Below are 24,339 nucleotides of genomic sequence, written 5' to 3' on the forward strand. Positions count from 1 at the left end.
TGGGCGGGTTAACGCCGAACCCTGTGGGAGCGGGCTTGCCCGCGATGGCGATCGTTCGAACGCCATCGTAAACAGGTCGGCTCCCTCAGGTGAACTTCTGGCGCTTAGTTGTGAGCGTGCAGCGCTTCGTTCAGTTCGATCGCCGATTTGTGGGTTTTGCACTCCACAGCGCCGGTTTCCGAATTGCGACGGAACAGCAGGTCGGTCTGACCGGCCAGTTCACGGGCTTTCACCACTTTGACCAGGTTGTTGTGCTCGTCCAGCAGCGCCACCTTGGTGCCGGCGGTCACGTACAGGCCCGACTCGACGGTGTTGCGGTCGCCCAACGGGATACCGATACCGGCGTTGGCGCCGATCAGGCAGCCTTCGCCGACCTTGATCACGATGTTGCCGCCGCCCGACAGGGTGCCCATGGTCGAGCAACCGCCGCCCAGGTCCGAACCCTTGCCGACGAAGACGCCAGCGGATACGCGGCCTTCGATCATGCCCGGGCCTTCAGTGCCGGCGTTGAAGTTGATGAAACCTTCGTGCATCACGGTGGTGCCTTCGCCCACGTAGGCGCCCAGACGCAGACGTGCAGCGTCAGCGATACGCACGCCGGCCGGTACCACGTAGTCGGTCATTTTCGGGAACTTGTCCACCGAGAACACTTCCAGCAGCTCGCCGCGCAGACGGGCTTCGAGTTGCAGCTCGGCCAGTTCGCTCAGGTCGATCGCGCCCTGGCTGGTCCAGGCCACGTTTGGCAGCAGCGGGAAGATCCCGGCCAGGCTCACGCCGTGCGGCTTGACCAGACGATGGGACAGCAGATGCAGCTTCAGATAAGCCTCAGGAGTCGAGGTCAGCTGAGCGTCTTCGGCCAGCAGGGTGGCGACCAGCGGCTTGTGGCTTTCGGCCAGACGAGTCAGCAGCTTGCCTTGTACCGCGTCGATGCCTTTCACGGCTTCAGCCAGTTGGGCGGCTTGTGCGGTGGTGAAGGTGATCGCCTGATTGCCTTCGGTGTAGCCGAGGATCGGTGCAACAGCGGCGACCAGTTCAGCCGAAGGATTCAACAGTGGCTGAGCGTAGAACACTTCCAGCCATGCGCCTTGACGGTTCTGGGTGCCGACGCCGAAGGCAATACTGAACAGGGAGTTGGACATGTGAATACCTCTACAAAAAGTGACGGGCTGCTTACTTGAGGGCGGCCGCGTAGATATCTGGCTTGAAGCCAATCAGGGTTCGGTCACCGAGATCGAGCACCGGGCGCTTGATCATCGAGGGTTGAGCGAGCATCAGTTCGATGGCTTTCGACTGGTCGAGATCGGCTTTGCGTTCGTCGTCGAGTTTGCGAAAGGTCGTGCCTGCGCGGTTCAACACCGTTTGCCAGCCATGCTCGTCGCACCATTGGGTCAGGTGCTCACGGTCAATGCCGGCGGTCTTGTAATCGTGGAAGTCATAGCTGACAGCGTGTTCATCGAGCCAGGTGCGCGCCTTTTTCATGGTGTCGCAGGCTTTGATGCCGAAAAGGTGCAACGTTTTGCTTGAAACGGTCAAGGAATTGCCCCCTTTACAGGTGCTGGAAAAAAATGGTGTCGGATTATGCCATGACCAGACGGTTTCGCGGCGCCGAGGTTGCTTTTGCTGTAGGCGCCTGCGACATAGGTGCAACGGTCAGCCACAGCCTAAGCGGCTAATATGGCAGTTCAACGCTGTCGATTGTCCGGGATTTCCGCTTTATGCAAACTGCTTATACCGTCCTGATCTTGCTGATGCTGGTCAGTGTCTCGCGCCTGGTGGGACGGGTGATTCCGCTGCCGCTACCACTGGTGCAGATCGCCGCCGGTGCCTTGCTGGCCTGGCCGACCCTCGGCCTGCACGTGGCCCTCGATCCCGAACTGTTCCTGTTTCTGTTCCTGCCGCCGCTGCTGTTTTCCGATGGCTGGCGCATGCCCAAGCGCGAATTGTGGCGCCTGCGCGGACCGGTGCTGACGCTCGCCGTTGGTTTGGTGCTGTTTACCGTGGTCGGCGCCGGTTACTTCATTCATTGGTTGCTGCCGACAATTCCATTGCCGGTGGCCTTTGCGCTGGCGGCGGTGCTGTCGCCGACCGACGCCGTGGCGGTTTCGGCCATCGCGCAAAACCGTTTGCCGACGCCGCTGATGCATATGTTGCAAGGCGAGGCGCTGATGAACGATGCCTCGGGCCTGGTGACATTCAAATTCGCCTTGGTTGCTGCGGTGACCGGTGCGTTTTCCCTGGCCAATGCCAGTCTGACCTTCGTGCTGGTGGCGGTCGGCGGGCTGGCGGTCGGTGTGGCGCTGAGCTGGCTGGTCGGCCGGTTGCGCGCCTGGATGATCGCCCGGGGCTGGGATGATCCGGCGACCCACGTGGTGTTCATGTTGCTGCTGCCATTCGCCGCTTACGTGCTGGCCGAACGGCTTGGCGCCTCGGGCATTCTTTCGGCAGTGGCAGCGGGGATGATGCAGAGCTGGCTCGACCTGCTGCCGCGCCAGACCAGCACGCGTTTGCTCAACCGCAGTGTCTGGTCGTTACTGGAATTCGCCTTCAATGGCCTGATCTTCCTGCTGCTCGGTCTGCAACTGCCGGACATTATCAAGGCGGTGGTCAGTCACGAGACGTCGTTGTGGCCGACGCTGTTCTACCGCTGCCTCGACGTGGTGGCGATCTTCCTGGCGCTGGTGCTGTTGCGTTTTATCTGGGTGCAGAGCATCTGGCGTCTGTCGGTGTTGTTGCGCCGTCTGCGCGGCAAGGGTGATCTGACACAAGTGCCGACCGCCCGGTCCTGCTGGCTGCTGACCGTCGGCGGTGTGCGCGGGGCGGTGACCCTGGCAGGCGTGATGTCGGTGCCGATGCTGATGGGCAGCGAGGCGTTCCCCGAGCGCGATCTGCTGATCTTCATCGCCGCCGGGGTGATCCTGTTGTCGCTGGTGGCGGCCTGTATTGCGCTGCCGTTGCTGTTGCGCGGCATCGAAAAGAGTCCGGATGACAAACGCCGGCAGGAAGTGCGCGACGCCTGGCGCAAAACCGCCGAAGCGGCGATTCATGCGCTGGAAACCGAAGAGGTCAACCCGCAGGACGCCGCGCAAGCCGCACTGGCAGCGGAGCTCAAGGCGCGGATCATGTCCGAGTATCGGCATCAACTGGAGGTGTTCAACGATTCGGCCGAAGCCCAAGCGCTGGCGTTCCAGATGGATCTGCTCGAACGCCGCTTGCGGCTCAAGGCGCTGCGCGCGCAACGCCTTGAGTTGTACAGCCTAAGCCGTCAGCACCAGATCGGTGATGATGTGTTGCGTGAAGTGTTGGGCGAGCTGGATCTGAGTGAGGCGAATCTGGGGCAGGTCAAATAAACGCGTCGACCAGTTCCGTGCCGGTTACGCCGTTTGTGCTGCGGGAAACGGGTAGGCCTTCGCCATGAACGCCTTGTCCTTGTCGCTGAGCACCAGATTCAGATCAATCTTGAAGTCGCCGTGGGTCCAGCTCCGGCGCACGGCGTAATGCATGATCGATTTCGGATCGTAGGGCGAATAGTCGAAATCGCTGGCGTCGAGCAGATTGAAGTAGCGTTCATCGACAGATCGGCGGGCGTAATCGTCCTCGTCGGCGTCTTCGGCCACCCCGTGTGCGGCGTAAACCGCAGGCTTGTTCCAGGGGATGTTCGATTCGGGGTGCAGATGTTCATGTTCGGCACCCAGTGCATGTCCGAACTCATGGATGACATTGGCGGTGAACAACGCCGGGGCGAGCATATGATCGGGAGACAGCCTCATGGTGGGGTCTTCTGCTTCGACCAGCAGTGCGTTGGTTCCGATTATCGACCAGTAAACCCCGGGTTCGCTGCTGATACGGATATCCCCTGACTTACCGTCGACAAAGTCGAACGTCAGGTTGATATGGGGTAGCCAGTTGTTCGCCGCAGATTTGACGGCGTCCCTGAACGCTTGATCACCATTCAGGAATGCGATGCGCAAGGTCCGGCCTGGCGCCCAGAAGTAACCGTGCTTCCCGACGGCTCGTTTTTTACGGGTGGATGCCGAGATTTTTTCATTGGTTGGGTTCTCGGCTACAGCGACTTCATAAGTGCGTTGTAGCGAAACCGTTCTTTCTGTAAGGCAAAGTGTTGCGGAGCTCATGCTAAGTGTCCGTACTGATGTTGATCCGATAGGCTGTTATTTATTCCGGGCAAGTTGGACCGGATAAAAGGCGGGTGAAAGTTAAAGGAAAGTGCGGGCTGAACAAAGTCGGGTTGTATTGCGTGATATTGAAAGTTCGCAAGGTATTGCACCCGGCGAACTTTTTATGTCGGTATGGATTGTTTATTTTGGATAAAGCAGTCGCATCAGTCGCTTGTCCTTTTTACTGATCCGGCGGTTGATCGGTACCTCCCAGTTGCCCAGCGTCAATGTGTTTGCCACCGGGTGGTGCATGATCGATTTTCGGTCGTAGGAGGTGTAGATCGCGTCCAGCGTGTCGAAGGAAGCGAACAGGTTCCTGTCGACCTGCTGCTCGGTGAGCGGGTTCATTTCACGGTTCTTGTAGAACTCATACACCTTTGGCTTATCCCACGGAATATTGGCCTTCGGGTGCTGATGTTCGTGCATTGCACCCAGTGCGTGACCGAATTCGTGGATCACGATGACCTCAAAGTCTTCATGTTCCGGTTTGACCCCCAGATTCATGGTGGGATGGTCGGGGTGGATCAATAGCGCATCGGTGCCGAGCATCGAGCTGTTGTCATTGTTCTTTGTCGCAATCCGGATGTCGCCTTTCAAATCGTCGACAAATTCAAACTTCAGATTGATGTACGGTAACCATTGGTTGGCGGCGGCGATTATCTTGTCCTTGTGGTCGGTGTCGGGTGCGTCCATGAAAGCCACTTTCAAGGTTCGGCCATTGGCCCACAATTTTGAATAATTGATGACGGAGCGTTTGCGCCGAACGCCGGTAGTTTTGCCTGCGTTGTCGGAATTTTCATTGACGGCTGCCATGTAGGCGGCTTGATCATCGGGCCATTGAATGAGTTGGCAATCCAGCAGAGTGCTCATGTTTACTTCGTCCTTGAAGTTAAAGTTTTGATTTATTTGGGCGCAGCGTATTGCGCAGCTCAAGACTAACGTCTGGCCGGCTGGCAAGTGGGGTAAATAGTTGAAGGATCTGTAACCCGATGTATGAGGCGCCCGTGCCGGATTGCCCGGCACGGGCGTTCAGGCATTACTTGTGGCGCAGGACGAAATCGCGGATACGCTCGGCAGCCTCGACGCATTCCGCCAGCGGCGCAACCAGCGCCATCCGAACGCGCCCGGCACCCGGATTGACGCCATCGACGTCACGGGACAGGTACGAACCCGGCACCACAGTCACGTGTTCTTCGGCAAACAGATCGCGGCAGAACGCGGCATCGTCGCCTTGCACATTCGGCCACAGGTAGAAGCTGCCATCGGGGCGCTGCACGTCCATCACCGGGCTGAGGATCGCCAGCACGGCATCGAACTTCTCGCGATACAGCGCACGGTTGGCGCGTACGTGCACTTCATCATTCCACGCGGCGACGCTGGCCAATTGGGTCTGAACCGGCATCGCGCAGCCGTGGTAGGTGCGGTACAGCAGGAAGCCCTTGAGGATGTCGGCGTCGCCGGCAACGAAACCGGAGCGCAGGCCCGGCAGGTTCGAGCGCTTGGACAGGCTGTGGAACACCACGCAACGCTTGAAGTCCTTGCGACCCAGTTCGGCGCAGGCGCTGAGCAGGCCTGGCGGCGGCGTCTGTTCGTCGAAGTACAGTTCGCTGTAGCACTCGTCGGCGGCGATTACGAAGTCGTATTCGTCGGCCAGGGCGATCAGCTTTTTCAGCACGTCGACCGGAATCAGCGCGCCGGTCGGGTTGCCCGGCGAGCAGAGGAACAGGATCTGGCAGCGTTTCCAGATGTCCGGCGAAACGGCGTCGAAATCCGGGTTGAAGCCGTTCTCGTCCAGGCAGGGCAGGTAATGCGGCTTAGCCCCGGCGAGGAACGCCGCGCCTTCGTAGATCTGATAGAACGGGTTCGGACTGACCACCAGCGCGTCGTCGCCACGGTTGACCACGGTCTGGGTGAAGGCGAACAGCGCTTCGCGGGTGCCGTTGACCGGCAGCACGTTGCGCGCCGGGTCGATCCAGCCGCCCGGCACGCTGAAGCGACGTTCGCACCAGGCAGCGATGGCTTCGCGCAGGGCCGGGATGCCGAGGGTGGTCGGGTACACCGCCATCTGATCCAGATTATTCGCCAGCGCCTCGGCGACAAAGCTTGGCGAGCGATGCTTCGGTTCGCCGATGGACAGCGCGATCGGGCGCTTGTCCCGGTTTGGCGTGACGCTGCCGAGCAGGGCGCGGAGCTTTTCGAACGGGTAGGGCTGAAGCTGGGACAGAGCGTTGTTCATCGGTGCGGGATCTCGTGCAAAGCGGTTGAATCCGGGCGCGCAATCAAATGCTGATGCGCGACAGTTTGATATCGGGTTCCTGATTGACGCTCAGCTGTTCGACGATGGCATCCTGCAAACGGCTGCACAGCAGCGGGTCGGACAGCGGTTGATTGTGGGCGTCGGTGATGAAGAACACGTCTTCCACCCGCTCGCCCAGGGTGGCGATCTTGGCGTTCTGCAGCGACAGGTCGAACTCGAGGAAAATCCCGCCAACCCGTGCCAGCAGGCCCGGGCGATCCGGTGCCGTGAGTTCCAGCACGGTCACCGGACGCTGGGCGTCGTTGTGGATCGTCACCTGCGGGGCGAACGCAAAATGCTTGAGCTGGCGCGGCACCCGACGCTGGATGATCGTCGGGTAGTCAGCCGGGTTGCGCAGCGCTTCGGTCAGGCCGTCGCGAATCTGCTTGACCCGGACCGGATTGTCGCCGATCGAGTCGCCATCGGTGTCGAGCACGATGTAGGTGTCGAGGGTGAACTGGCTGCTGGACGTGATGACCCGGGCGTCGTGAATGTTCAGGTTGAGCTGGTCCATCGCGGCCACGGTCACGGCGAAGAAATCGTGCTGGTCCGGTGCATAGATGAAGATCTGCGTGCCGCCCTCGAACTCGCGCTGGGTGGTTTCCTTGATCAGCACCAGCGGACCGCCGTCGGCCGGTTGCTGAAGGATGGCGTCGGTGTGCCAGGCCACGTCGCCGGCGGTGTGGCGCAGGAAGTAGTCATCGCCCAGTTGCGCCCACAATTGCTCAACGTCATCCGGATCGGTGCCGCCGCGCACCAGAATGTCCAGCGCGGCACTCTGGGTCTGGCGGATCTGCTCTTCGCGATCCACCGGATTCTCCAGGCCACGGCGCAGGGCGCGCTTGGTCTCGGTGTAGAGCTGGCGCAACAGGCTGGCGCGCCACGAGTTCCACAAGGTCGGGTTGGTCGCGTTGATGTCGGCCACGGTCAGCACGTACAGGTAGTCGAGACGGGTTTCGTCACCGACCGCCAGCGCAAAGTCATGAATCACCTGCGGGTCGGACAGATCCTTGCGCTGGGCGGTGGTCGACATCACCAGGTGGTTCTGCACCAGCCACACGATCAGGCGGCTGTCCCACACCGGCAGTTGGTGACGCTGGCAGAACGCCTCCGCATCGACCGCGCCGATCTCCGAGTGATCGCCATGCCGGCCCTTGCCGATGTCGTGATACAGGCCCGCCATATAGATGAGTTCAGGCTTGGGCAGTTTGGCCATGAGTTTGGCGGCCAGCGGGAATTTCTCCGACACCTGCGTGTACTGCAACTTGCGCAGGTGTTTGATCAGGTTCAGCGTGTGCGCATCGACCGTATAGATGTGGAACAGGTCGTGCTGCATCTGCCCGACGATAAAGCCGAACTCCGGCAGATAGCGCCCGAGAATGCCGTAACGGTTCATCCGCCGCAGGTTGCGGTGGATGCCGATCTTGCACTTGAACAGCTCGATGAACAGGCTGGTATTGCGGATGTCGTTGCGGAAGTTGTCGTCGATCAGATGACGGTTTTCTCGCAGAAGACGAATGGTGTCGGCACGCACACCTTTGATTTCCGGCTGCTGGGCCATCAGCACGAAGATCTCGAGCATGGCAAACGGCGTGCGGCGGAATACGTTGTCGTTGCGTGCCTCGATGTAGCCGTCGTGCAGCTGGAAACGCGAGTTGATCGGCTGCGGCGGGGCTTCGTCTTCCGGGGCGAGGATGACTTCCTCGAAGTGCTGGATGATCAGGTCGCTGAGCTGGGCGATGCTCATCACAACGCGGAAGTACTGCTGCATGAAGTTTTCGACAGCCTGTTTGGCGTCGTCGCCTTCAAAACCCAGCAGCCCGGCAATGGTGCGCTGGTGATCGAACAGCAAGCGGTCTTCGGAGCGTCCGGCGAGCATGTGCAGGGCGTAACGCACCTTCCAGAGGAATTCCTGGGAGGACGCGAGCAAGGCGTTTTCGCTCTCGACCAGGAATCCTTCGCCGGCCAGGGCGCGCAGGTTCAGGGTGCCGTACTGACGACGGGCCACCCACAGAATCGTCTGAATATCCCGTAGTCCGCCGGGCGAGCCTTTGACGTTGGGTTCCAGGTTGTATTCGGTGTCGTTGTACTTGTGGTGGCGAGCCTTCTGCTCGGCGCGCTTGGCCAGGAAGAAATCCTTGCTCGGCCACATGTGTGCGGTACTGGTGACATCGAGCATGCGCTGGCGCAGGCGCTCGGGGCCGCAGATGGTGCGGCTTTCCATCAGGTTGGTGACCACTGTCAGGTCGGCGCGGGCCTCTTCGGCGCACTCGTCGACCGAACGAACGCTCTGACCAACTTCCAGGCCGATATCCCACAACAGCGTCAGAAAACGCTCGATGGAATCGCGGAAAATTTCGTGGTCGGCGCTGTCCAGCAGGATCAGCAGGTCAATGTCGGAATAGGGGTGCAATTCGCCGCGACCGTAGCCGCCGACCGCGACCAGCGCGATGTCGGCGTCTTCGCTCCAGTCGAACTGGTCCCAGGCCTTTTGCAGGATATTGTCGACGAACCAGGCCCGGTCTTCGATCAGTCGCCGGATGTCGCGACCGGCCCGAAAGCGTGCATCGAGCACTTCGCGGGCCTGGCGGATCGCCTTCTTGAATGCCGCGATGGGACTCGCTTTCAGGGCCAGTTCAGCCTGGAACTGACCGCGGTCGAAGAGTTCGGGATCCACCTGCGGCATCGATTGGCTTTCCTTCTATAGGCTGGGAACGGTGTCTGGATCAGGCCGAGATGCGCGGGATGGTGTCGTCGCTGCGCAGGGTGAAGATCTCGTAGCCGGTGTCGGTGACAAGCAAAGTGTGTTCCCACTGTGCCGACAGCTTGCGATCCTTGGTGATCGCGGTCCAGCCGTCGCCCAGTACTTTGGTGTCGGCCTTGCCCTGGTTGATCATCGGCTCGATGGTGAAGGTCATGCCAGCCTTCAGTTCCATGCCGGTGCCGGCGCGGCCGTAGTGCAGGATCTGCGGTTCTTCGTGGAACACCTTGCCGATGCCGTGGCCGCAGAACTCGCGCACCACCGAGAAGCCGTTCTTTTCAGCGTGCTTCTGGATGATTTCACCAATGTCGCCGAGGCGGCAGCCGGGTTTGACGATCTCGATCGCCTTGTACATGCATTCCTGGGTGATCTGCGACAGGCGCTCCGCCCAGACCGGCACGGTGCCGACGTGGAACATGCGGCTGGTGTCGCCGTGGTAGCCGTCCTTGATCACCGTGACGTCGATGTTCAGGGTGTCGCCGTTTTTCAGCGGCTTGTCGTTCGGGATGCCGTGGCAGACCACGTGGTTGATCGAGGTGCAGATCGACTTCGGGTAGCCCTTGTAGTTGAGCGGGGCAGGGATGGCCTGCTGCACGTTGACGATATAGTCGTGGCAGATCTGGTTCAGCTCATCGGTGGTCACGCCCGGCTTGACGTGCTCGGCAATCATTTCCAGCACATCGGCGGCCAGTTTGCCGGCGACACGCATGCCAGCGATGTCCTCGGGGGTTTTGAGGGTGACGGTCATACAGGCTCTCTCTGCGCTCGGCGGCGCTTGCTGATACGAACAGGGGCGCGACTGTTGATATGGCGGCCCCGAAAAACGCGATTCTAACAGACCAAAGGCGCAAATCCGCGCCTGCATGCATCGCTTCTCTCTATACAATGCGGTGCATTGTCCCGATTCCAAGGGGTTGGCGCGCATGTCCCTGACGCGATTGCAGATTCCGGGTTCCGTTTGCGTCGTCCCTGTGGTATAAAATGCGCCGCTTTCCGGGGATAGCCCCGAGAGCATTAACCCACACACGTGTCGACACGATGGCCTGGGTGCCTTTGATCCTCGGATCAATGGTTGGTCATTGGGATACGTGGAGGCCCAACCCGACTTATCAAGGAACTATCATGTCCCAAGTCAACATGCGCGATATGCTGAAGGCCGGTGTGCACTTCGGTCACCAAACCCGTTACTGGAATCCGAAAATGGGTAAGTACATTTTCGGCGCGCGTAACAAGATTCACATCATCAACCTTGAAAAAACCCTGCCAATGTTCAACGAAGCTCTGACTTTCGTAGAGCGTCTGGCCCAGGGCAAAAACAAGATTCTGTTCGTCGGCACCAAGCGTTCCGCTGGCAAGATCGTTGCTGAAGAAGCAGCACGTTGCGGCTCGCCGTACGTCGATCACCGCTGGTTGGGCGGCATGCTGACCAACTTCAAAACCATTCGTGCTTCCATCAAGCGTCTGCGTGACCTTGAAGTACAAGCCGAAGACGGTACTTTCGCCAAGCTGACCAAGAAAGAAGCGCTGATGCGCACTCGCGATCTTGAGAAGCTGGATCGCTCCCTGGGCGGCATCAAGGATATGGGCGGTCTGCCAGACGCACTGTTCGTGATCGACGTTGACCACGAGCGCATCGCGATCACCGAAGCCAACAAGCTGGGCATCCCGGTCATCGGCGTTGTCGATACCAACAGCAGCCCGGAAGGCGTTGACTACATCATCCCAGGCAACGATGACGCAATCCGCGCTATCCAGCTGTACATGGGTTCGATGGCTGACGCAGTCATCCGCGGTCGCAACAACGTTGCTGGCGGTACTGTAGAATTCGCAGCTGAAGAAACTCAGGCTGCAGCTGAGTAATTGACGCCCTGGCGTTGACTCAGTAAGCAAAAAGGGGGCTTGGCCCCCTTTTTGCCACCTCGAAAACCATTTGTCGGCAGCGCAGCTACAGCATCTGTAACGTGCAGCGGCTACAAGGTGGCTCGGGAAGAATTGAACGCCCGTTCGATCGGGTGGAATGGTTGAAAACCTATCCAAGAGGAATTTGAAAATGGCAGCAATTACTGCAGCGTTGGTCAAAGAACTGCGCGAGCGTACCGGCGAAGGCATGATGGATTGCAAGAAAGCCCTGGAAAAGGCTGGCGGCGACATTGAAAAAGCCATTGATGACATGCGTGCTTCGGGCGCGATCAAGGCTGCCAAGAAAGCTGGCAACGTTGCCGCTGAAGGCGCTATCGCCATCAAGGACGACGGCAAGGCTGCCGTTCTGATCGAAGTCAACTCGCAGACCGACTTCCTGGCTCTGCAGGACGACTTCAAAAACTTCGTTGCTGCCAGCGTTGACAAAGCATTCGCTGACAAGCTCACCGACGCAGCTCCGCTGATCGCTGCTCAAGAAGCCGCTCGCGAAGCACTGGTTGCCAAAGTAGGCGAGAACGTCAACATCCGTCGCCTGGTGCGAGTAGAAGGCGACGTAGTCGGCACCTACCTGCACGGCAACAAAATCGGTGTTGCTGTTGTCCTGAAAGGCGGCGACGTCGAGCTGGCCAAAGACATCGCAATGCACGTTGCTGCAAGCAACCCTGAGTTCCTGCTGCCTTCGCAAGTCTCCGACGAAGCGATCGAGCGTGAAAAAGCTGTGTTCCTGCAGCTGAACGAAGAAAAAATCAAAGGCAAGCCAGAAAACATTGTTGAGAACATGGTCAAAGGCCGTATCAGCAAGTTCCTGGCAGAAGCAAGCCTGGTTGAGCAGGCGTTCGTCAAGAACCCTGAAATCAAGGTTGGCGAGCTGGCCAAGAAAGGCGGCGCTGAAATCGTTTCCTTCACCTACTTCAAAGTAGGCGAAGGCATCGAGAAGCCGGTCGACAACTTCGCTGAAGAAGTTGCTGCCCAGCTGGCTGCCGCCAAGCAATAAGACGGTTTTTCAACTGTCGCCCGAAAGAGGCTGCCCGCTCACGCGCGCAGCCTCTTTTCAGATAGGGTTACCAATTTTTAATTGGTTTCCCCTTGGAACTGACTTACAAAGCCATGTTCCGATGGCGCTGAAGCAGCGCCAAGCTAGAGTGAACGCCAGCTGTAAACAGCTCGCAAAGAATTTTTAAAATACGCCGCAGGAGAGATTCGCAATGGCTCAGCAGGGCAGTGGTTATCAGGCTCGCTATAAACGCATTCTACTCAAGCTTAGCGGCGAGGCCCTGATGGGCTCGGAAGAGTTCGGGATCGATCCGAAGGTGCTGGATCGCATGGCGCTGGAAGTCGGCCAGCTGGTCGGCATCGGCGTCCAGGTCGGTCTGGTGATCGGTGGTGGCAACCTGTTCCGCGGTGAAGCGCTGAGCAAGGCCGGCATGGATCGGGTCACGGGCGACCACATGGGCATGCTGGCCACTGTGATGAACGCCCTGGCCATGCGCGACGCGCTGGAACGTGCCAATATCTCGGCCATCGTGATGTCGGCCATCTCCATGGTCGGTGTGACCGATCACTATGACCGTCGCAAGGCCATGCGCCACCTGAACTCCAAGGACGTGGTGATCTTCGCGGCCGGTACCGGCAATCCGTTCTTTACCACGGATTCGGCAGCCTGCCTGCGCGCCATTGAAATCGACGCTGATGTCGTGCTCAAGGCGACCAAGGTCGATGGCGTCTACACCGCTGACCCGTTCAAAGACCCGCATGCCGAGAAGTTCGATCATCTGACATACGATGAAGTACTGGATCGCAAGCTGGGTGTAATGGATCTGACGGCTATCTGCCTGTGCCGCGATCACAAGATGCCGCTGCGCGTATTTAACATGAACAAGCCCGGCGCCCTGCTGAACATTGTGCACGGCGGCGCAGAAGGGACTTTGATCGAGGAAGGCCAACAATGATCAACGAAATCAAGAAAGACGCCCAAGCGCGTATGCAGAAATCCCTGGAGTCTCTGAACCACGCGTTCGGCCAGATTCGTACCGGCAAGGCTCACCCGAGCATCCTCGGCAGCGTCATGGTGCCTTACTACGGCACTGACACCCCGCTGAGCGGCGTTGCCAACGTCACCGTGAAAGACTCGCGCACCCTGCAGGTCGTGGCGTTCGAGCGCAACATGCTCGCTGCCGTCGACAAGGCAATCCAGAGCGCCGGTCTGAACCTCAACCCGACCAACCTGGGTGAGTTGCTGTTGATCCCTATGCCGGCCCTCACCGAGGAAACGCGTAAAGGCTTCACCAAGCAGGCGCGTAGCGCTGCTGAAGACGCGCGTGTTGCCGTGCGCAATATTCGTCGTGATGCCTTGGGCGAGCTCAAGAAACTGGTCAAGGACAAGGAAATCAGCGAAGACGAAGAGCGTCGTGCCATCGCTGATATCGATAAGCTGACCAAAGAATCCGAGGCTCAGATCACCAAGGCCACGGACGAGAAAGAAAAAGACCTGATGGCCGTATAAGGGTCGAGTTTTAAATGGACAAGACCAAGCAGACTGCGCCGTCCGCGGTGCCGCGCCATGTCGCGATCATCATGGATGGCAATAATCGCTGGGCGAAAAAACGCTTCATGCCGGGTGTCGCCGGGCATAAAGCGGGCGTGGATGCTGTACGGGCGGTGATTGAGGTGTGTGCCGAGGCCAAGGTTGAGGTGCTCACCCTGTTCGCTTTTTCCAGTGAAAACTGGCAGCGCCCGGCCGATGAGGTCAGCGCCTTGATGGATCTGTTCTTCAAGGCGTTGCGTCGCGAGGCCAAGCGCCTGAACGACAACAACATAAGTCTGCGCATCATTGGTGACCGTACGCGGTTTCATCCTGAGCTTCAGGCCGCCATGCGTGAAGCGGAAGCGATGACTGCCGGTGCCAACCGTTTCATCCTGCAGATCGCCGCCAACTACGGTGGTCAGTGGGACATTGCGCAAGCGGCGCAGCGTCTGGCGCGTGAAGTTCAGGCCGGTCATCTGCGGCCGGAAGACATCACGCCGGATCTGCTGCAGACCTGTCTGGTCACCGGTGATCTGCCGTTGCCCGACTTGTGCATCCGCACCGGTGGCGAGCACCGCATCAGCAATTTCCTCTTGTGGCAGCTGGCTTACGCCGAGTTGTACTTCTCCGACCTGTTCTGGCCGGACTTCAAACACGAAGCCATGCGCAATGCGCTGGCCGATTTCGCTTTGCGCCAGCGTCGCTTCGGTAAAACGAGCGAGCAGGTCGAAGCTGGAGCCCGGGTTTAATGCTTAAACAACGCATCATCACTGCACTGATTCTGCTGCCGATCGCTCTGGGCGGGTTTTTCCTGCTCGAAGGTTCCGGTTTTGCCCTGTTCATCGGTCTGGTCGTGAGTCTGGGTGCCTGGGAATGGGCGCGTCTGGCCGGCTTTACCGCGCAGGCATTTCGTGTCGGCTACGCGGCGGTGGTCGCGCTGATGCTGTTCGTCATGTACATCCTTCCGGGACTGGCGCCATGGGTGCTGGGCGCTTCGGTGATCTGGTGGGCACTGGCGACGTGGCTGGTGTTGACGTACCCGCGTTCCAGCGAGCGTTGGTCCAGTGCCGCGAGCAAGCTGGTGATCGGTTTGCTGATTCTGTTGCCCGCCTGGCAAGGGCTGGTGCAGATCAAGCAATACCCGCTCGGCAACTGGCTGATCATGGCCGTGATGGTGCTGGTCTGGGGTGCTGATATCGGGGCGTATTTCTCCGGTCGCGCGTTCGGTAAGCGCAAACTGGCGCCGCAAGTCAGTCCCGGCAAAAGCTGGGAAGGCGTTTACGGCGGTCTGGCGCTGAGCCTGGTCATCACCACCCTGGTCGCGCTGTTCCGTGACTGGACGGTGGCGCAACTGTTCAAGGGCTTGATCGGCGCTGCGGTGATTGTCTTCATCTCGGTGGTGGGCGATCTGACCGAAAGCATGTTCAAGCGTCAGTCCGGCATCAAGGACAGCAGTAATCTGCTGCCCGGCCACGGTGGCGTGCTGGATCGCATCGACAGCCTGACGGCTGCGATTCCGGTCTTTGCGGTGCTGTTGTGGATGGCGGCGTCGTGAGTCGCCCGCAGCAGATTACCGTCCTGGGCGCGACCGGTTCGATCGGTCTGAGCACCCTGGATGTCATCGCCCGGCATCCGGAGCGTTATCAGGCTTTTGCCCTGAGCGGGTTTACGCGTCTGAGCGAACTGTTTGCCCTGTGTGTTCGCCATCTCCCGAAATATGCAGTAGTGCCGGAAGCCGGCGCTGCTCGCAGTTTGCAGGACGATTTGCGTGCGGCGGGCCTGTCGACGCAGGTGCTGGTCGGCGAGGAAGGCTTGTGTCAGGTCGCTGCTGCGCCGGAGGTGGATGCTGTCATGGCTGCCATCGTCGGCGCCGCCGGCCTGCGTCCGACCCTCGCGGCTGTCGAGGCGGGCAAGAAGATTCTTCTGGCCAACAAGGAAGCGCTGGTCATGTCTGGCGCCTTGTTCATGCAGGCCGTGCGCAAGAGCGGTTCGGTCCTGTTGCCGATCGACAGCGAGCACAACGCGATTTTCCAGTGCATGCCGCAGGACTTTGCTCGCGGGTTGAGCAAGGTTGGGGTCCGCCGGATTTTGCTGACAGCCTCTGGCGGCCCTTTCCGGCAGACGCCGATGGCCGAACTGGCGCATGTTTCACCTGACCAGGCGTGTGCGCACCCGAACTGGTCGATGGGTCGCAAGATCTCGGTCGATTCGGCCAGCATGATGAACAAGGGGCTCGAGTTGATCGAGGCCTGCTGGTTGTTCGATGCCAAGCCTTCGCAAGTCGAAGTGGTGATCCATCCACAAAGCGTGATTCATTCGCTGGTCGATTATGTGGACGGCTCGGTGCTGGCGCAATTGGGCAATCCCGACATGCGTACGCCGATTGCCAATGCTCTGGCCTGGCCTGAGCGCATCGATTCGGGCGTGGCGCCGCTGGATTTGTTTGCTGTTGCGCGCCTGGATTTCGAAGCCCCCGACGAAGAGCGCTTTCCGTGCCTGCGTCTGGCGCGGCAGGCTGCCGAGGCGGGAAGCAGCGCCCCGGCCATGCTCAATGCGGCGAATGAAGTGGCGGTTGCCGCGTTTCTCGACGGACGGGTTCGCTACCTGGAAATCGCGAGTATCATCGAGGAAGTCTTGAACCTCGAGCCTGTGGTGGCCCTGGACAATCTCGATGCGGTGTTCACCGCGGACGCGACTGCCCGGACATTGGCCGGACAGTGGTTGAGTCGTCACGGCCGATAGGTCTTGCAACACATGGCTTCACGCGGCACTGGACAGGATTGCGGAGAAAGTAGATGAGCGCGCTCTATATGATTGCCGGCACCCTGATCGCTCTGGGTGTGCTGGTCACCTTTCACGAATTCGGCCATTTCTGGGTCGCGCGTCGCTGTGGCGTCAAGGTTCTGCGTTTCTCCGTGGGCTTCGGCATGCCGCTGCTGCGCTGGCATGACAAGCAGGGTACCGAGTTCGTGGTCGCGGCCATTCCGCTGGGTGGCTACGTCAAGATGCTCGATGAGCGCGAAGGCGAAGTACCGGCCGATCAGCTTCATCAGTCATTCAATCGCAAGTCCGTTCGTCAGCGTATCGCCATCGTCGCGGCCGGCCCTGTGGCCAACTTTCTGCTCGCACTGGTGTTCTTCTGGGTGCTGGCCATGCTCGGCAGCGAGCAGATTCGCCCGGTCATCGGTTCGGTGGAGTCCGGCAGCATCGCCGCAACGGCTGGGCTGAGCGCCGGTCAGGAGATCGTCGCGATCGATGGCGAGCCGACCTCGGGCTGGGCTGCGGTCAACCTGCAACTGGTGCGACGTCTCGGGGAAAGCGGTTCCTTGCAGGTACTGGTGCGCGAGCAGGGCTCTACGGCTGATACGCCTCGTGAACTGGCACTCGATAAATGGCTCAAGGGGGCTGACGAGCCGGATCCGATTCGCTCTCTCGGCATTCGCCCTTGGCGTCCGGCATTGCCGCCGGTGCTGGCCGAACTCGACCCGAAAGGTCCGGCCCAGGCAGCCGGGCTGAAAACCGGCGATCGCCTGCTGACGCTGGATGGCAAGGCGCTGGATGACTGGCAGCAGGTGGTCGACACCGTTCGTACGCGTCCTGATACCAAAATCGTGCTGCGCGTCGAGCGCGACGGTGTTCAAATCGACGTCCCTGTGACACTGGCCGCGCGTGGCGATAAAAAGTCTCCAAGCGGTTACCTGGGGGCGGGTGTGAAGGCTGTCGACTGGCCGCCGGAAATGATCCGCGAGGTCAGCTACGGGCCTTTGGCAGCGATTGGCGAGGGTGCCCGTCGTACTTGGACCATGAGCGTCCTGACGCTGGATTCACTGAAGAAAATGCTCTTCGGCGAGCTCTCGGTAAAAAACTTGAGTGGACCGATAACCATTGCTAAAGTGGCGGGCGCTTCTGCCCAGTCGGGCGTCGCTGATTTCCTGAATTTCCTTGCTTATCTGAGTATTAGCCTGGGGGTTCTGAATTTGCTGCCCATTCCTGTACTGGATGGGGGGCATTTGTTGTTTTATCTGATCGAGTGGGCGCGTGGTCGTCCCTTGTCGGATCGGGTGCAAGGTTGGGGGATACAGATCGGTATCAGTTTGGTGGTCGGGGTGATGTTGCTTGCTCTGGTCAACGATCTGGGTCGTCTGTAACGCTTCGCTGAATTGCGAATCTGCCGCATTTTGCGGCAGTTTGTTTATTGCCAGTTGGAATAAGAAAGGACTTCATGAAACGTCTGCTGCTAACTGCGGTTCTCACCGTATTGATGATCGCCGAAGTTCACGCCGAGTCCTTCACTATCTCTGATATTCGCGTCAATGGCCTCCAGCGGGTCTCCGCGGGTAGCGTCTTTGGTGCCTTGCCGTTGAACGTCGGCGAGCAGGCGGATGATCGTCGCCTGGTGGAATCCACTCGTGCGTTGTTCAAAACCGGTTTCTTTCAAGATATCCAGCTGGGCCGCGAAGGCAACGTTCTGGTGATCACGGTCGTCGAACGTCCATCGGTCGCGAGCATCGAGATCGAAGGCAACAAGGCGATCTCCACCGAAGACCTGATGAAGGGCCTCAAGCAATCCGGTCTGGCCGAAGGCGAGATCTTCCAGCGCGCGACCCTCGAAGGCGTGCGTAACGAGCTGCAACGTCAATATGTTGCACAAGGTCGTTACTCGGCTACCGTCGATACCGAAGTGGTCTCGCAGCCGCGCAACCGTGTCGGCCTGAAAGTGAAGATCAACGAAGGCACCGTCGCTGCCATTCAGCACATCAACGTGGTGGGCAACACGGTTTTCCCCGAGGAAGACCTGACCGACCTGTTCGAGCTGAAAACCACCAACTGGCTGTCGTTCTTCAAGAACGATGACAAGTACGCCCGTGAAAAACTGTCCGGTGACCTGGAGCGTCTGCGTTCCTACTACCTGGACCGCGGCTATATCAACATGGATATCGCCTCGACCCAGGTGTCCATCACCCCGGACAAGAAGCACGTCTACATCACCGTCAACGTCAACGAAGGCGAGAAGTACACCGTTCGTGACGTCAAGCTCAGCGGTGACCTGAAAGTCCCTGAGGACCAGGTCAAGTCGCTGTTGCTGGTGCAGAAAGGCCAGGTGTTCTCGCGCAAGCTGATGACCACCACCTCCGAACTGATCACCCGTCGTCTGGGTAACGAGGGTTACACCTTCGCCAACGTCAACGGCGTGCCACAACCGCACGACGAAGATCACACCGTCGACATCCTGTTTGCTGTCGATCCGGGCAAGCGTGCCTACGTCAACCGCATCAACTTCCGTGGCAACACCAAGTCCGAGGACGAAGTGCTGCGTCGTGAAATGCGTCAGATGGAAGGTGGCTGGGCTTCGACCTACCTGATCGACCAGTCCAAGACCCGTCTTGAGCGTCTGGGCTTCTTCAAGGAAGTCAACGTCGAGACTCCGGCCGTGCCAGGTGTCGATGACCAGGTTGACGTGAACTACAGCGTTGAAGAGCAGGCTTCCGGTTCGATCACCGCCAGCGTCGGTTTCGCCCAGAGTGCCGGTCTGATCCTCGGTGGTTCGATCACCCAGAACAACTTCCTCGGTACCGGTAACCGCGTCAGCGTCGGCCTGACCCGCAGCGAATACCAGAGCCGCTACAACTTCGGTTACGTTGACCCCTACTGGACCGCCGATGGTGTGAGCCTGGGTTACAACGCGTTCTACCGCACCACCGACTATGACGATCTGGATGTCGATGTTGCGAGCTATGCCGTCGACAGTCTGGGGGCTGGTGTCAACGTCGGTTATCCGATCAGCGAGACCTCCCGTCTGACCTTCGGCATGTCGGTGCAGCAGGACAAGATCAAGACCGGTAAATACACCGTTGACGAGATTTTTGACTTCGTGAACCGTGAAGGCGACAACTACCTGAACTTCAAGGCTTCCGCTGGCTGGTCCGAGTCGACTCTGAACAAGGGCGTTCTGCCAACTCGCGGTCGCTCTCAGAGCCTGACCCTGGAAAGCACAATTCCAGGCAGTGACCTGTCGTTCTTCAAACTCGACTACCGTGGCCAGTTGTTCCAGCCACTGAGCGAAAACTACACCATGCGCCTGCACACCGAACTGGGTTATGGCGACGGTTATGGTTCGACCGACGGCTTGCCGTTCTATGAAAACTACTATGCTGGTGGTTTCAACTCGGTTCGTGGCTTCAAGGACAGTACGCTGGGTCCGCGTAGTACTCCGAGTACCGGTGCCAATGGTACGTTGCGAGATCCGGACCAGGATCCGCTGCCTTTCGGTGGTAACGTCCTGATCCAGGGTGGTGTCGAGGTTCTGTTCCCGCTGCCGTTCGTCAAGGACCAGCGCTCCCTGCGTACCTCGGTATTCTGGGATGTCGGTAACGTGTTTGACTCGCAGTGCAAAGACACTGTTAACAGCGACGGCTCGAAGTCCAACACCAAATGCAACGACATCAGCCTGAGCAACATGGCCAGTTCCGTCGGTGTCGGCGTGACCTGGGTCACCGCACTGGGCCCGCTGAGTTTTGCGCTGGCGATGCCGATCAAGAAACCGGATGACGCTGAAACTCAAGTGTTCCAATTCTCCCTCGGCCAGACGTTCTAAGCGTCTGACCCAAGATAACGACAATGGATTTTGTAGGAGTGCATCGTGCGTAAGTTGACTCAATTGGTTCTCCTGGCCTCCGTACTGGTGGCAGGCCCGGCATTTGCCGACATGAAAATCGCCGTTCTGAACTATCAGATGGCTCTGCTGGAATCCGACGCGGCCAAGAAGTACGCCGTGGATGCCGAGAAGAAGTTCGGCCCGCAACTGACCAAACTCAAGACCCTGGAAAGCAGCGCCAAGGGCATTCAGGATCGTCTGATGGCCGGTGGCGACAAGATGCAGCAAGGCGAGCGCGAGCGTCTGGAGCTTGAGTTCAAGCAAAAGGCTCGTGACTTCCAGTTCCAGTCCAAGGAACTGAACGAAGCCAAGGCCGTTGCCGACCGCGAAATGCTCAAGCAACTGAAGCCGAAATTGGATAGCGCAGTGGAAGAAGTCATCAAGAAAGGTGGTTTTGACCTGGTGTTCGAGCGTGGCGCAGTGATCGATGTCAAACCTCAGTACGACATCACGCGCCAGGTTATCGAGCGCATGAATCAGCTGAAGTAACCCATGACCGTGACCATCAAGCTCGGCCAGTTGGCCGAGTTCCTCGGCGCCACCCTGAGTGGCGACCCCGAGAAGCAAATCACTGGGCTAGCCACCTTGCAGGAGGCTGGCCCAGCTCAGTTGAGCTTTCTGGCAAACCCCCAATACCGTAAATACCTGGCAGGCTCGCAAGCTGCAGCCCTGTTGCTCAAGGCTGCCGACGCGGAAGGTTATGCCGGTGATGCGCTGGTGGTGCCGGATCCTTATCTGGCTTACGCACGCATTTCCCATCTGTTCGATCCGAAGCCCAAGGCAACTGCCGGCGTTCATCCGACGGCGGTGATCGCCGAGGATGCCGTGGTCGATCCGAGCGCCAGTGTCGGTCCCTTCGTGGTGATCGAAGCCGGTGCTCGAATCGGTGCAGGCGTGACACTTGGTGCACATTGCGTCGTCGGTGCCCGCAGTGAAATCGGCGAGGGCGGCTGGCTGGCCCCGCGGGTCACGCTGTATCACGATGTGCGGATCGGCAAACGCGTGGTGATCCAGTCCGGGGCCGTGCTCGGCGGTGAAGGCTTCGGCTTTGCCAACGAGAAGGGCATCTGGCAGAAAATTGCCCAGATCGGTGGCGTGACCATCGGCGACGATGTGGAGATCGGCGTGAATACCGCCATCGACCGCGGTGCGTTGGCCGATACCGTGATCGGCAACGGTGTGAAGCTCGACAACCAGATTCAGATCGCCCACAACGTACAGGTCGGTGATCACACCGCCATGGCAGCGTGCGTGGGGATTTCCGGCAGCACCAAAATCGGCAAGCACTGCATGCTCGCCGGGGGTGTTGGCCTGGTAGGGCACATCGATATTTGCGACAACGTATTCCTGACCGGGATGACCATGGTGACCCACTCGATTACCGAGCCGGGTGCCTATTCTTCCGGCACAGCTATGCAACCTGCGGCCGAATGGCGCAAAAGCGCGGCCCGTATTCGTCAGCTCGATGACATCGCGCGACGTTTGAAACAGCTGGAAAAGCGGTCCGGGGAAGTGACCCCCGACGGTAATGCTTCATCTGAAGGCTGATACCATTTCCATATCAAGTGTGCACAGCCTCTGGACTGCCTCCTTGATTTGCTAGAGGAGTGCGCGTCAGTCGCGCTCCCAATCTTTACATAGGCTTCCCCCCGAAATGATGGACATCAACGAGATTCGCGAATACCTGCCTCACCGTTACCCGTTCCTGCTGGTGGACCGGGTAGTGGAGCTGGATACGGAAGGCAAGCGCATTCGCGCCTACAAGAATGTCAGCATCAACGAACCGTTCTTCAATGGTCACTTCCCTGCGCATCCGATCATGCCGGGCGTGCTGATCATCGAAGCGATGGCTCAGGCTGCCGGGATCCTCGGTTTCAAGATGCTTGACGTGAAACCGGCCGACGGCACGCTTTACTACTTCGTCGGTTCCGACAAGCTGCGCTTCCGCCAGCCGGTGCTGCCGGGTGATCAGTTGATCCTCGAAGCCAAGTTCATCAGCTGCAAGCGTCAGATCTGGAAGTTCGAATGCCAGGCTTCGGTCGATGGCAAACCGGTCTGCTCGGCTGAAATCATCTGTGCGGAACGCAAGCTATGAGTTTGATTGACCCTCGCGCAATCATCGATCCGTCGGCCGTCCTGGCTGATGGCGTCGAGGTCGGCCCGTGGTCGATCATCGGTGCAGGTGTGGAAATCGGCGAGGGTACGGTCATCGGGCCACACGTGATCCTCAAAGGTCCGACCCGTATCGGCAAGCACAACCGCATCTACCAGTTTTCCTCGGTAGGCGAAGACACGCCGGACTTGAAATACAAGGGCGAAGAAACTCGCCTGGTAATCGGTGACCACAACGTCATCCGCGAAGGTGTGACGATTCACCGTGGCACCGTTCAGGATCGTTCCGAAACGACCCTGGGTGATCACAACCTGATCATGGCCTATGCCCACATCGGACATGACAGCGTCATCGGCAACCACTGCATCCTGGTCAACAACACTGCGTTGGCCGGCCATGTGCACGTTGATGACTGGGCGATCCTGTCCGGTTTCACCCTGGTGCATCAGTATTGCCACATTGGCGCCCACAGCTTTTCCGGCATGGGCACGGCGATCGGCAAGGACGTACCGGCGTTCGTTACCGTATTCGGCAACCCGGCCGAAGCGCGCAGCATGAACTTCGAGGGCATGCGTCGTCGCGGTTTCAGCGAAGACGCCATTCACGCCCTGCGCCGTGCGTACAAAACGGTGTATCGCCAGGGCCTGACCGTCGAACAGGCGCTGGCTGAACTGGCCGAGCCGTCTGCACAGTTCCCGGAAGTCGCGATGTTCCGTGACTCCATCCAGTCGTCGACCCGCGGCATCACCCGCTGACCATGGCCAATCTGCGTATTGCGCTGGTGGCGGGGGAGGCTTCCGGTGACATTCTGGGCGCCGGTCTGATGCGTGCCCTCAAGGCACAGCATCCTGCGGTGGAGTTCATCGGTGTCGGCGGCCCGCTGATGCAGGCCGAAGGCCTGACCTCGTATTTTCCGATGGAGCGTCTGTCGGTCATGGGGCTGGTGGAAGTTCTCGGTCGGTTGCGTGAATTGCTCAAGCGCCGCAAGGACCTGATCGCCACGCTTATCGCTGAAAAGCCGGATGTGTTCATCGGCATTGATGCGCCGGATTTCAACCTCAATATCGAACTCAAGCTGCGTCAGGCCGGGATCAAGACTGTGCACTACGTCAGCCCTTCGGTGTGGGCATGGCGGCAGAAGCGGGTGCTGAAGATCCGTGAAGGCTGCGACCTGATGCTCACGCTGTTGCCGTTCGAAGCCAGATTCTACGAAGAGAAGGGCGTACCGGTGCGGTTCGTCGGCCACACGCTGGCCGACACCATTCCACTGGAGGCCGATCGCTCCGCTGCGCGTGCCGAACTCGGTCTGCCGGACGGCCCGCTGGTGGCTTTGATGCCCGGCAGCCGGGGCGGCGAAGTCAGTCGTCTGGGTGCGCTGTTCCTCGATACCGCCCAACGCCTGCGGGCCATGCGCCCGGGCGTGCGTTTCGTCATACCGTGCGCCAACCCCGAGCGCCGTGCCCAGCTCGAAGAGCTGCTGGCCGGCCGCGACCTGCCGGTGACCCTACTCGATGGCAAATCCCATCTGGCCCTGGCGGCGTGCAACGCGGTTCTGATCGCGTCGGGGACGGCGACCCTGGAAGCGCTGCTGTACAAGCGCCCGATGGTCGTGGCTTATCGCCTTGCGCCGCTGACGTTCTGGATTCTCAAGCGCATGGTGAAGAGCCCGTACGTATCCCTGCCAAACCTGCTGGCCCAGCGATTGCTGGTGCCGGAATTGTTGCAGGATGATGCGACGGTCGAGGCGCTCGCCCAGACCTTGTCGCCGTTGATCGACGGTGGCGAAGAGCAGACTCGCGGCTTCGACGAGATCCATCGCACTCTGCGCCTGGACGCTTCCAATCAGGCGGCTGACGCCGTTCTGAACCTGATCGGGCAAACACGATGAGCAAGACAAG

22 protein-coding genes are annotated in these 24,339 nt (G+C 59.5%); 15 read left to right on the forward strand and 7 right to left on the reverse strand.

Annotated features, from left to right (window positions below; translation table 11 throughout):
• Positions 1–104 precede the first annotated feature (104 nt).
• Both dapD and AC0R79_RS06720 read right to left on the reverse strand, forming a co-directional pair.
• Positions 105–1,139, reverse strand: coding sequence for a 2,3,4,5-tetrahydropyridine-2,6-dicarboxylate N-succinyltransferase (dapD, locus tag AC0R79_RS06715; protein ID WP_007954762.1), 1,035 nt, complete (start codon positions 1,137–1,139; stop codon positions 105–107).
• A gap of 31 nt (positions 1,140–1,170) precedes the next feature.
• Complete coding sequence (locus AC0R79_RS06720; protein ID WP_003222107.1) at positions 1,171–1,533, reverse strand: ArsC family reductase; 363 nt, start codon at positions 1,531–1,533, stop codon at positions 1,171–1,173.
• 182 nt (positions 1,534–1,715) lie between these two features.
• Here AC0R79_RS06720 and AC0R79_RS06725 point away from each other — a divergent pair, with 182 nt between their 5' ends.
• Positions 1,716–3,347: a Na+/H+ antiporter gene (locus tag AC0R79_RS06725; RefSeq protein WP_085748104.1), complete on the forward strand. Its 1,632-nt coding sequence runs from the start codon at positions 1,716–1,718 to the stop codon at positions 3,345–3,347.
• A 24-nt stretch (positions 3,348–3,371) separates the two neighbouring features.
• Here the strand turns inward: AC0R79_RS06725 and AC0R79_RS06730 are convergent, their stop codons facing one another.
• The 5 genes from AC0R79_RS06730 to map all read right to left on the reverse strand — a co-directional run bounded on the left by AC0R79_RS06730 (position 3,372) and on the right by map (position 9,977).
• On the reverse strand, positions 3,372–4,130 hold the full coding sequence (locus AC0R79_RS06730; protein ID WP_375745665.1) for a zinc metalloprotease: 759 nt from the start codon (positions 4,128–4,130) through the stop codon (positions 3,372–3,374).
• A gap of 183 nt (positions 4,131–4,313) precedes the next feature.
• On the reverse strand, positions 4,314–5,042 hold the full coding sequence (locus AC0R79_RS06735) for a M12 family metallopeptidase (protein WP_127797059.1): 729 nt from the start codon (positions 5,040–5,042) through the stop codon (positions 4,314–4,316).
• Between the two features lie 166 nt (positions 5,043–5,208).
• Positions 5,209–6,408 (reverse strand): succinyldiaminopimelate transaminase, encoded by a 1,200-nt coding sequence (dapC, locus tag AC0R79_RS06740; protein ID WP_127797060.1) that lies wholly within the window; start codon positions 6,406–6,408, stop codon positions 5,209–5,211.
• A 43-nt stretch (positions 6,409–6,451) separates the two neighbouring features.
• Entirely contained in the window at positions 6,452–9,154 is a 2,703-nt protein-coding gene (locus AC0R79_RS06745; RefSeq protein ID WP_007954768.1) for a [protein-PII] uridylyltransferase, read from the reverse strand.
• Between the two features lie 40 nt (positions 9,155–9,194).
• On the reverse strand, positions 9,195–9,977 hold the full coding sequence (map, locus tag AC0R79_RS06750; RefSeq protein WP_127797061.1) for a type I methionyl aminopeptidase: 783 nt from the start codon (positions 9,975–9,977) through the stop codon (positions 9,195–9,197).
• A gap of 374 nt (positions 9,978–10,351) precedes the next feature.
• Between map and rpsB the strand changes: the two genes are divergently transcribed.
• The 14 genes from rpsB (at position 10,352) to lpxB (ending at position 24,329) form a co-directional block, all read left to right on the forward strand.
• Positions 10,352–11,089, forward strand: a complete 738-nt coding sequence (gene rpsB / locus AC0R79_RS06755) for a 30S ribosomal protein S2 (protein WP_008052780.1) — start codon at positions 10,352–10,354, stop codon at positions 11,087–11,089.
• A 190-nt stretch (positions 11,090–11,279) separates the two neighbouring features.
• Positions 11,280–12,143 (forward strand): translation elongation factor Ts, encoded by an 864-nt coding sequence (tsf, locus tag AC0R79_RS06760; protein ID WP_011332682.1) that lies wholly within the window; start codon positions 11,280–11,282, stop codon positions 12,141–12,143.
• Between the two features lie 211 nt (positions 12,144–12,354).
• Positions 12,355–13,098, forward strand: coding sequence for a UMP kinase (gene pyrH / locus AC0R79_RS06765; RefSeq protein WP_003222124.1), 744 nt, complete (start codon positions 12,355–12,357; stop codon positions 13,096–13,098).
• Positions 13,095–13,652, forward strand: a complete 558-nt coding sequence (gene frr / locus AC0R79_RS06770) for a ribosome recycling factor (protein WP_007954771.1) — start codon at positions 13,095–13,097, stop codon at positions 13,650–13,652. The genes pyrH and frr overlap by 4 nt, the downstream gene beginning before the upstream one ends.
• 14 nt (positions 13,653–13,666) lie before the next feature.
• The gene (gene uppS, locus AC0R79_RS06775) at positions 13,667–14,422 is read left to right on the forward strand and encodes a polyprenyl diphosphate synthase (RefSeq protein WP_007954779.1); all 756 of its coding nucleotides are present in this window, start codon (positions 13,667–13,669) and stop codon (positions 14,420–14,422) included.
• A complete protein-coding gene (locus AC0R79_RS06780; protein WP_007954781.1) occupies positions 14,422–15,228 on the forward strand; it encodes a phosphatidate cytidylyltransferase in 807 nt (268 codons plus the stop codon). The genes uppS and AC0R79_RS06780 overlap by 1 nt, the downstream gene beginning before the upstream one ends.
• Complete coding sequence (ispC, locus tag AC0R79_RS06785; protein WP_474733802.1) at positions 15,225–16,415, forward strand: 1-deoxy-D-xylulose-5-phosphate reductoisomerase; 1,191 nt, start codon at positions 15,225–15,227, stop codon at positions 16,413–16,415. The genes AC0R79_RS06780 and ispC overlap by 4 nt, the downstream gene beginning before the upstream one ends.
• A 53-nt stretch (positions 16,416–16,468) precedes the next feature.
• Positions 16,469–17,821, forward strand: a complete 1,353-nt coding sequence (gene rseP / locus AC0R79_RS06790) for a sigma E protease regulator RseP (protein ID WP_007954785.1) — start codon at positions 16,469–16,471, stop codon at positions 17,819–17,821.
• A 74-nt stretch (positions 17,822–17,895) separates the two neighbouring features.
• Positions 17,896–20,268: an outer membrane protein assembly factor BamA gene (gene bamA / locus AC0R79_RS06795; RefSeq protein WP_127797063.1), complete on the forward strand. Its 2,373-nt coding sequence runs from the start codon at positions 17,896–17,898 to the stop codon at positions 20,266–20,268.
• Positions 20,269–20,313: 45 nt separating this feature from the next.
• Positions 20,314–20,817, forward strand: coding sequence for an OmpH/Skp family outer membrane protein (locus AC0R79_RS06800; protein ID WP_003222140.1), 504 nt, complete (start codon positions 20,314–20,316; stop codon positions 20,815–20,817).
• A gap of 3 nt (positions 20,818–20,820) precedes the next feature.
• Complete coding sequence (gene lpxD / locus AC0R79_RS06805) at positions 20,821–21,876, forward strand: UDP-3-O-(3-hydroxymyristoyl)glucosamine N-acyltransferase (RefSeq protein WP_085748111.1); 1,056 nt, start codon at positions 20,821–20,823, stop codon at positions 21,874–21,876.
• 106 nt (positions 21,877–21,982) lie between these two features.
• Entirely contained in the window at positions 21,983–22,423 is a 441-nt protein-coding gene (fabZ, locus tag AC0R79_RS06810) for a 3-hydroxyacyl-ACP dehydratase FabZ (RefSeq protein WP_003222142.1), read from the forward strand.
• Complete coding sequence (lpxA, locus tag AC0R79_RS06815) at positions 22,420–23,196, forward strand: acyl-ACP--UDP-N-acetylglucosamine O-acyltransferase (RefSeq protein WP_007954792.1); 777 nt, start codon at positions 22,420–22,422, stop codon at positions 23,194–23,196. Before fabZ ends, lpxA begins: the two co-directional genes overlap by 4 nt.
• 2 nt (positions 23,197–23,198) lie before the next feature.
• Positions 23,199–24,329 carry a lipid-A-disaccharide synthase gene (gene lpxB, locus AC0R79_RS06820; RefSeq protein ID WP_085697334.1) on the forward strand — a complete coding sequence of 377 codons (1,131 nt, stop codon included), beginning with the start codon at positions 23,199–23,201 and terminating at the stop codon, positions 24,327–24,329.
• Positions 24,330–24,339 lie beyond the last annotated feature (10 nt).

The sequence above is a fragment of the Pseudomonas sp. HD57-3 genome (assembly GCF_056113135.1).